This window comes from Alcanivorax sp. 1008 (genome assembly GCF_020667895.1).
Lineage (GTDB): Bacteria > Pseudomonadota > Gammaproteobacteria > Pseudomonadales > Alcanivoracaceae > PGZG01.
This window is the reverse complement of sequence record NZ_JAFMPS010000013.1, coordinates 22,058-30,587: the sequence shown is the minus strand read 5'-3', so window position 1 is coordinate 30,587 and position 8,530 is coordinate 22,058. Positions and strand designations below refer to the sequence as shown.

9 protein-coding genes are annotated in these 8,530 nt (G+C 55.7%); all 9 read left to right on the top strand.

From position 1 onward, the window contains the following. The first annotated feature begins 14 nt into the window (after window positions 1–14). Window positions 15–641, top strand: a complete 627-nt coding sequence (ccoO, locus tag J1C54_RS13100; RefSeq protein ID WP_229148613.1) for a cytochrome-c oxidase, cbb3-type subunit II — start codon at window positions 15–17, stop codon at window positions 639–641. Continuing rightward, entirely contained in the window at window positions 641–817 is a 177-nt protein-coding gene (locus J1C54_RS13095; protein WP_229148612.1) for a cbb3-type cytochrome c oxidase subunit 3, read from the top strand. The genes ccoO and J1C54_RS13095 overlap by 1 nt, the downstream gene beginning before the upstream one ends. After that, entirely contained in the window at window positions 810–1,715 is a 906-nt protein-coding gene (gene ccoP / locus J1C54_RS13090; RefSeq protein ID WP_229148611.1) for a cytochrome-c oxidase, cbb3-type subunit III, read from the top strand. Before J1C54_RS13095 ends, ccoP begins: the two co-directional genes overlap by 8 nt. A gap of 103 nt (window positions 1,716–1,818) precedes the next feature. After that, the gene (gene ccoG, locus J1C54_RS13085; protein WP_229148610.1) at window positions 1,819–3,231 is read left to right on the top strand and encodes a cytochrome c oxidase accessory protein CcoG; all 1,413 of its coding nucleotides are present in this window, start codon (window positions 1,819–1,821) and stop codon (window positions 3,229–3,231) included. Then, window positions 3,176–3,715, top strand: coding sequence for a FixH family protein (locus J1C54_RS13080; protein WP_229148599.1), 540 nt, complete (start codon window positions 3,176–3,178; stop codon window positions 3,713–3,715). Before ccoG ends, J1C54_RS13080 begins: the two co-directional genes overlap by 56 nt. Next, on the top strand, window positions 3,649–6,081 hold the full coding sequence (locus tag J1C54_RS13075) for a heavy metal translocating P-type ATPase (protein WP_370635658.1): 2,433 nt from the start codon (window positions 3,649–3,651) through the stop codon (window positions 6,079–6,081). Before J1C54_RS13080 ends, J1C54_RS13075 begins: the two co-directional genes overlap by 67 nt. Beyond that, window positions 6,069–6,248, top strand: coding sequence for a cbb3-type cytochrome oxidase assembly protein CcoS (ccoS, locus tag J1C54_RS13070; RefSeq protein ID WP_229148595.1), 180 nt, complete (start codon window positions 6,069–6,071; stop codon window positions 6,246–6,248). The genes J1C54_RS13075 and ccoS overlap by 13 nt, the downstream gene beginning before the upstream one ends. Further along, on the top strand, window positions 6,245–6,994 hold the full coding sequence (locus J1C54_RS13065) for a sulfite exporter TauE/SafE family protein (protein ID WP_229148594.1): 750 nt from the start codon (window positions 6,245–6,247) through the stop codon (window positions 6,992–6,994). Before ccoS ends, J1C54_RS13065 begins: the two co-directional genes overlap by 4 nt. A gap of 65 nt (window positions 6,995–7,059) precedes the next feature. After that, window positions 7,060–8,433, top strand: a complete 1,374-nt coding sequence (gene hemN, locus J1C54_RS13060; RefSeq protein ID WP_229148591.1) for an oxygen-independent coproporphyrinogen III oxidase — start codon at window positions 7,060–7,062, stop codon at window positions 8,431–8,433. Window positions 8,434–8,530 lie beyond the last annotated feature (97 nt).

Sequence of the window (8,530 nt, the reverse complement as noted above, 5' to 3'; positions counted from 1 at the left end):
TAAGGAGTCCCGACATGTCGAATGCTCATGAGAAAGTCGAGAAAAATGTCGGCCTGATGATCGTCCTGATCCTGATCGTGGTCAGCTTTGCCGGTCTGGCACAGATTGTGCCGCTGTTCTGGCAAAAGGCGACCACCGAGCCGCTTAAGACCCTGCGCACCTATACCGCACTAGAGCTGGAAGGTCGGGATGTCTACATCCGCGAGGGCTGTCACGTATGTCACACCCAGATGGTTCGTCCATTGCGCGCTGAGACCGAGCGTTACGGTCCGTACTCGGTCGCCGGAGAAGATGTCTGGGAGCACCCCTTTCTATGGGGCTCTAAACGGACAGGGCCGGATCTGGCCCGTGTTGGTGGGCGCTACAGCGACGACTGGCACCGGGTTCACTTGCGAAATCCACGGGATGTGGTGCCGGAGTCAAACATGCCTGGCTATCCATGGCTGGCAAAAACGCAAGTTAACTGGAAGCACACTGAACGCAAGCTGAGCGTATTCCAGAAAGCCTTTGGCATACCGTATTCAGATGAACAGATCGCCGCACAGATGGAAAAAGTGCGCGGCGAATGGTCTGAAGCAACTGAAGAAGATGCGCTGGTAGCTTATCTGCAGCAGCTTGGCCACGCCATGACCGGGAGATAATGATGGATGTCATCACTTTTCAAACCGGCTTTACCCTGATTTTCTTTCTCGCCTTTATGACGATGGTAATCTGGGTTTTCTGGCCGGGTCGCAAGTCTCGCTACGACGCCGCAGCAGATCTGCCGTTCGTCGCTGATAAAAATGAATTCGGACGGGAGTCGCAGCGCCATGACTGATTTCTGGAGTTGGTACATCATTGCCCTGACGGTGCTCATGCTGGTTGGCTGTGCTGGGCTGTTGATATGGAACCGTAGCATCAGCCACGAAGAAGCTACCAAGAAAACCACAGGCCATGTATTTGATGGTATTGAGGAGAAAAACACTCCCCTGCCGCGCTGGTGGCTCGGGCTGTTTATCCTGACGCTGGTGTTCGCCGTAGTTTATCTGGCGCTGTATCCTGGCCTTGGAAAGTATCCGGGACTACTGGGCTGGACACAGGCAGGACAGTGGCAGGAAGAGGTCGACTTTGTTCATAAGCAGACTCAGCCAATCTTCGAGCAATACGCTCAGGTACCTGCTGACGAACTGTGGCAGCATCAGGAGGTGATGGAGGTTGGTGCTCGTCTGTTCGCCAATAACTGTGCAACCTGCCACGGCGGCAATGCCAACGGAGCGCGCGGATACCCCAATCTGACAGACAACGACTGGCTCTACGGTGGTACCCCGGAGGCCATCCGTACTACGCTGATCAACGGTCGTCGCGGCATGATGCCACCGATGATCGCCGCTATTGGCGGCACTGATGAAGCGGCTCGGGATATGGCATTGTATGTGCAGAGCCTTTCCCGCCCTGCCCTGCGTGACGATCCAGCCAAGCTTGAGGCCATTGAGCGAGCTGCGCCTCGTTTCATGGTCTGTGCTGCCTGCCACGGTGCTGACGCCACAGGCAATCAAATGCTCGGCGCACCTAATCTGACCGATGATATCTGGCTGTATGGCGGCTCTTTGGCGGATATTGAGGAAGGTCTCAAGAAAGGTCGCGGGGGTGTTATGCCAGCATTTAGCGAGCTGTTGTCTGCCGAGCGAATTCACGTTCTAACCGCTTACGTCTACGGCCTGTCAAAGCAGGAGTAAGTTACTGGCGGAAGTAGCGGCAAGGAGGCCTGCGGCGAACAACCGCAGGCCTTTTTTTCGCCCTTAGGCGTACAATGGCAGTAATCAGGCAAGGAGAACTGCGGTGAGCAAAGACAAACGTATTCCCGCTATTGATGTCACTCCCCGTGACAGTGATGCTGTTGAGATCAGTCTTTATTCCGCCAGAGAAAAAATTCATCCGAAATCAATTAACGGCCGCTTTGAGCGAGTCCGTGAAGTGACTATCTGGGCGACCATGGGGCTGTATTTGGTAATGCCCTGGATCCAATGGGGTGACAGGCAGGCAGTCTGGTTCGATTTGCCTGGGCGACAGTTTCATATTTTCGGCGTTTCGTTTTGGCCGCAGGACTTTGTTCTCCTGTCTTGGCTGTTGATCCTTGGAGCCTTTTCCCTGTTTTTCTTCACCGTGCTGGCAGGCCGAGTTTACTGTGGCTATGTTTGCCCGCAGACCACTTGGACAAAATTCTTTACCTGGGTTGAAGACTGGATAGAGGGAGACCGCAGCGCCAGAATCAAGCTGGATGCAGCTCCCTGGACCATAAAGAAAATAGTAAAGCGTTTCAGCAAGCACAGCGCCTGGCTATTTATTGCCCTGATTACCGGCATAACTTTTGTAGGCTACTTCACCCCGATCACCGATCTGGTTTACCGCTTTGTGGGCATATCACTGGGCGGCTGGGAAATGTTCTGGATCGGCTTTTTCACCGTGGCCACATACATGAATGCGGGCTGGATGCGCGAGCAAGTGTGCATGTATATGTGTCCTTATGCTCGTTTCCAGAGCGTTATGTTTGACCACGACACGCTCATTGTGAGCTACGACAGCAAGCGTGGCGAACCCCGTACACGTGGCGCAAAGAGCCGCGATGACAGCAGTGTTGGCGACTGTATCGACTGCGGACTGTGTGTTCAGGTTTGTCCGACCGGCATTGATATCCGTGATGGCTTGCAGTACGAATGCATCACTTGCGCCGCCTGCATTGATGCTTGCGATTTGGTTATGGAGAAGATCGACAAGCCCCGCGGCCTGATCCGTTACACAACGGAAAATGCACTGGCTGGGCTGAAAACCAATATTCTCAGACCACGCTTGATCGGTTATGGCATTGTTCTGGTGCTAATGTCTTCGTTGTTTGTCGCGGCCCTATTTATGCGCGTGCCCGCCGGCCTGGATGTTATTCGTGACAGGGTCAACCTGTACCGCGTGGCCAGCGATGGCAGTATCAAGAACAACTACCGCCTTGAAGTAATGAATAAGACCCAACAGGATCAAACCTTTTTGCTTTCCTTCCGGGGTCCTGAGGGGCTGGTCTGGACTGGACCGGAGGAAGTACAAGTGAGCGCTGGCAGTCATGCCACTGTAGGCGTCACCTTGGGCTTTGACCCTTTCTATCACAGCGTAGAAACCGGCACCGTCTGGTTTATTTTGGAGGACAAAGATGGCCAAGGTATCCGCCGCGAGCGGGAGTCCAGATTTATCGCCGGACGCCCCTGATCGCCCCTGGTATAAACAGGTCTGGGTGTGGTTTGTTATTGCCATTCCGGCATCGTCGGTAGTCACCGGAATTTTTCTGGTGGTTACTGCAGTAAAAAATGCCGACGATCTGGTTATCGACGACTGGTACAAAGAAGGCCGCGGCACCAATCGCAATATGGCGGCAGAAAACATAGCGGCCCAGTTTGGTATTGGTATGCGTGCAACAGCAATCTCGGATGGCGGCACAGATATACAGTTTGTTGCCAGTCGCGATATGGTCTGGCCGGAAACCATGCAACTGGCACTGCGCCACCGTACCCTTGCGGCTCAGGATCAGGAATTGGTTTTAACTCATACCGGCAATGGTCAATATCATACTGATAGTCAGCTCCCAGCTGGCAATTGGCATGTGCGCGTTTCATCTGATGATGTCAGTTGGCGCCTGGCTGGACCTGCTACGGTCTCATCTTCCGGCGAGCTGGTGCTGGGAGCGGCTCATTGAAACAGAATGTTCACTGCTGGCATTGCGGGACCCCGGCGGTGAAGCCTGTGTTCGCGCGTACGCCTGATGGTGAAGTCCCTACTTGCTGCGCGGGTTGCGCTGCCGCAGTAGAAACAATCCACGGGCTCGGCTTGGGTGACTACTACTGCTTCCGCGGCGACCAGCTGGCCAGTGCCCCCGCACTTGGCGAAGAGCTTTCTCTGGCATTGTTCGATCTGCCAGAGCTGGTCGCTCCCTTCATCGATAATCAGAATGGTGAGCAGACTCTGACCCTCGCCCTTGATGGAGTGCACTGTGCCGCCTGTGTCTGGCTGATTGAGAAGGCTCTGAAAGAGCTGCCTTATGTAACGGCTGTTTCGCTTAACCTGACCACCTTGAGAGTACGAATCACCGGTCGAGATCTTGATAGCGGGCAGATCGCCCGACGAATCCACAATCTCGGTTACCAACCTCGTCTGCCGGTTCGCGAGGGTGAGCTCAATGAAGACAAGCAAGCCAGTCGCAAATTACTGGCGAGACTATTGGTGGCAGGGCTGGGCAGCATGCAGGCCATGATGTACGCGGTCGCCCTATACATTGGTGCATTTAATGACTTCGAACCACTGTGGCGTGATTTCTTCCGCGTGGCTGGAGTGATTATTGCCACGCCCGTGGTCTTTTATTCCGGCTGGCCATTTCTTAGTGGTGCCTGGAAGTCGCTCAAAGCCAGGATGATGAGCATGGATGTGCCTGTGTCGCTAGCCATTTTGATGGGCTGGAGTGGCAGCGTAGTGTTCACATTCACCGGCGGTGAACACGTTTACTTCGAATCCATTTCCATGTTTGTGTTTTTCCTGTTGATCAGCCGCTGGATCGAACAACGACAGCGTGCCCGGGTTGGGCGCCAACTGGTGCAGTTGCAACAGGGCTTGCCTCTGGTGGTGCGACGTTGGCAGGAAAATAGCTGGCAGCCAGTTCCGGCCATGCTGGTAAATGCCGGCGATCGGCTGCAAGTCCGTGCCGGCGAGCTGGTTCCGGTGGATGGCCTGATAAGTCGCGGCGGTGGCAGTCTGGAAGAAGCCACGCTGACGGGCGAGTCCCTACCAGTGCAGCGTACGACAGGAGAGCCCGTGCATGCGGGCACGCGGCTATGCGAAGGGCTACTGGAAGTCGATGCAGGTGGCCGCGCCAGCGAAAGTCTATTAGCTCGCATCGGCCGCATGGTTGATCAAGCGGTAGACAGGCGTCATGCGGAAACTCTACGCTTTCAGTGGATTGCCTCCCGCTTCGTCAGCGCAGTTCTGGTGCTGACTCTGGTAACACTTTGGCTTCATTGGAGCAGCGGCCCGACTATCGCATTTGAGCATGCTATTTCAGTACTTGTAGTGACCTGCCCCTGCGCCCTTGCTCTGGCCGGGCCTCTAAGTATATCTGCGGCAGTCAGTGCGGCCCTGCGTCAGGGCGTACTCGTAGCCGATCCACGTCGCCTGCTGCGTATTCGTCATATCACTGACTTGATGCTGGATAAAACTGGCACGCTGACTCAGGCTCAGTTTCGCATTGAAGAAACTGTTGTGCTCGACAATCAGGAAGATGAGCCCCGCCTGAAAGCTATTGCCGCAGCACTTGAGGGTGGCTCCTCACACCCTCTCGCCGTGGCGATAAGACAGCTGGCAGGCCCGGAAGATATTACCTTTAGCGATCTACTTCATAGCCGCGAAGGGGTCAGTGGCCGGTATAAAGAGCACCTTTGGCGCATTTCCGGCAAACCTCAGTCGCTAGCCGACGATGGCGCTCTTACCGATGTCGCCTTGTACCGTGATGAGGTGCCGGTATACCTGTTACGCCTGCAAGACCCTTTGCGGGCCGAAGCATCAGCCGTCTGTGATGCACTGCGCGCCGATGGCCTTCACCTGCATCTGGCTTCAGGCGATCAGTCAGGCGCCGTGTCAGCAGTCGCACAGGCCTTGGGAATAGATAGCTGGCGCGCCTCGCAAAGGCCTTCTGACAAGGCAGACTGGATTGATGCGCTGCAAAGCAGTGGCAAATCCGTATTAATGACCGGTGACGGGGTTAATGATGCTCCCGCCATGGTCAATGCTGACGTTGGTGTGGCTGTTGCAGAAAGCAGCGCGTTAGCCCGTGAGGCCGCCGGCATTTATTTGTTACGCCCTAGCCTCACCGCACTGCCCTGGCTAAGAAAACTGTCGCGACGAGCAAATCAAACACTGCAGCAAAATATCGCCTGGGCACTGGCCTACAACCTGACCACAGTTCCTTTCGCCATGGCCGGGATGATTCCGCCGTGGCTGGCGGCTATCGGCATGTCTGCCAGTTCACTACTGGTCACTTGGAACGCGGCAAGGATGGCATCATGGAAATCCTGATATTCCTTGTCCCTCTGGCCTCTCTGGTTGTTGCAGCAGCAGTGTGGGCATTTATCTGGGCCCTAAGACGTGGGCAATTCGATGATCTTGATAGCCCTGCCTGGCGTGTCGTGTTCGATGATCAGGAAAGGCAAACCAAACCTACCGATGAAGACACTAAGCAATGAACCTATCTGAAGCGATTTCCGCTGCAGCACTGCTCGCTGTTGCCGGCGCAGGCCATTGTCTGGGTATGTGCGGGGGCATCAGCCTGGGCTTGTCCATGGCGGTTCAGGAAGATCGCCGACGAGGCAAGCGACTCTGGCTTTGGCAAGCCTTGTTCGCAATTGGTCGCGTGTCCACCTATACCATTCTCGGCGCCCTCGCCGGCGCTTTCGGCCAGCTGATCATTGATACCCTGCCAGGTGCTGGCCCAGTTGCGTGGATGCTCTCGGCAATACTTATGCTGCTACTTGCCCTGATGTTGCTCGGTCATGATGTGGGCCTCGGCAAACTGGAGCGAGTCGGCCTGGCAGTGTGGCGGCGTATCCAGCCACTGACCACCTCTCTGGTGCCGATTCGCCACTCTGGCCAGGCACTGCTGCTTGGTGCGCTATGGGGCTTCCTGCCCTGCGGCCTTTTGTACACTGCACTGGCCTTATCCGTGGCAACTGGCAGTGCATTGAACGGCGCAACGGTGATGCTCGTTTTTGGTTTGGTTACTGTCCCACCAGTGGCCGCTGGCGGCGTCGCAACTGGCCTGCTAACCGTTTTACGCCGGCAAGGCTGGCGCCGGTTAACGGCAGTTCTGACGTTAATTATGGCCGGCTGGCTATTCTGGCAGGGACTGGCCGGCGCTCATGGGCACCATCATCAGTCTGATTCAAGTCAACAAAACCCGGTTATGGAGCCTTCCCACCCTCATCATCATTGATATGCATCAACACGGACCCATAGCGGCACGACATACTGGCGCCACTGATGCTGCGGGTGGCCGCAATGATTGACTGGAATACTGACCTTATCCGCCGCTACGGCGACCAGGGACCTCGCTACACTTCTTACCCTACTGCCTTGCAGTTTCATGAGGAGGTAACGGCAGATGACTACTGGCGGGCGCTGGAACAGGGCAATCAGGCCCGCCGGCCCCTGTCGCTGTATATGCATATCCCGTTCTGCAAACACGTCTGCTATTACTGCGCATGCAACCGCATCGTCACTGCAGACACCACGCGGGCTGACGAATATCACAAGCGGCTGCTACGCGAAATCAGTATGAAAGCGGAGCGCGTTGATGGCCAGCGGCCAGTCCTGCAAATGCACTGGGGTGGCGGCACACCTACATATCTTAGCGACGCGCAGATGACAGAATTGGTCTATCACACCGCTCGCCAGTTCCATTTGCTGGAAGATGATCGTGCTGACTACTCAGTAGAGATTGATCCTCGCACCGTGGACCAATCTCGTATTGGCCTGCTGCGCGGCCTGGGCTTCAATCGCGCCAGCCTTGGGGTGCAGGACCTTGATCCGCGAGTGCAACAAGCGGTGAACCGGGTCCAGCCCTATGAAATGATCCGTGATGTATTTGGCTGGCTACGCGACTTTGGCTACCGTTCCATTAATACTGACCTGATCTACGGCCTGCCCTGGCAGTCAGAAACCAGTCTTGCCCGTACCGTAGAGCAGCTGCTTGAGCTACGTCCTGAGCGAATCTCCCTGTACAACTACGCCCATTTACCGGCTCGCTTCAAAGTACAGCGGCAAATCAGCGAGCAGACACTGCCCTCTGCTGATGAAAAGCTGCGCATGTTTCGCCGCGCCGGTGAAATGCTAGATAGCGCGGGCTACCTGCTCATCGGCATGGACCATTTTGCTTTACCCAGCGACACGCTGGCGCAAGCTCAGGACAGCGGCACTTTGCACCGCAACTTTCAGGGCTACACCCTCTATGGTGATGCGGACCTGATTGGCTTCGGCACCTCAGCAATCAGTGCTCTGGGAGACTTTTACGGCCAGAATCAAAAATCTGTGGAGCAATGGCAGGATGATATTGATGCAGCAGCCCTGCCATTGGAGCGAGGCTGCCTGCTAAACCGGGACGACTTGATCCGCCGCGACCTGATCTCCACCCTGCTATGCCGCATGTGGATTGATCTTGATGAACTGTCGGAGCGCTGGAGTATCGACGCGCGCAGCTACTTTGGCCCAGAGCTAATGCAGATGGGGCGTCTGGTGCAGGATGGGCTGGTAGAGTTTGACTGGAAGCAACTGCGTCTCACCCCCACCGGCAGACTGCTGGCCAGAGCGGTGGCAATGGTGTTCGACAGTTACCAGAAAGACACGGTGAAGCGGCATTTTAGCCGGATCATCTAATCTGACCTATATACCATGCGGGGTATATTGTATACCCCTGCTCGTACAGCAAAAAAAGCACCTATCAGGTGCACATCGGCAAAATGAGGTGGCTATA

Excerpts from the sequence above, each read along its gene's own strand:
- ccoO (WP_229148613.1), top strand. The coding sequence starts at position 15 with ATGTCGAATGCTCATGAGAAAGTCGAGAAAAATGTCGGCCTGATGATC.
- J1C54_RS13095 (WP_229148612.1), top strand. The coding sequence starts at position 641 with ATGATGGATGTCATCACTTTTCAAACCGGCTTTACCCTGATTTTCTTT.
- ccoP (WP_229148611.1), top strand. The coding sequence starts at position 810 with ATGACTGATTTCTGGAGTTGGTACATCATTGCCCTGACGGTGCTCATG.
- J1C54_RS13080 (WP_229148599.1), top strand. The coding sequence starts at position 3,176 with ATGGCCAAGGTATCCGCCGCGAGCGGGAGTCCAGATTTATCGCCGGAC.
- ccoS (WP_229148595.1), top strand. The coding sequence starts at position 6,069 with ATGGAAATCCTGATATTCCTTGTCCCTCTGGCCTCTCTGGTTGTTGCA.
- J1C54_RS13065 (WP_229148594.1), top strand. The coding sequence starts at position 6,245 with ATGAACCTATCTGAAGCGATTTCCGCTGCAGCACTGCTCGCTGTTGCC.
- hemN (WP_229148591.1), top strand. The coding sequence starts at position 7,060 with ATGATTGACTGGAATACTGACCTTATCCGCCGCTACGGCGACCAGGGA.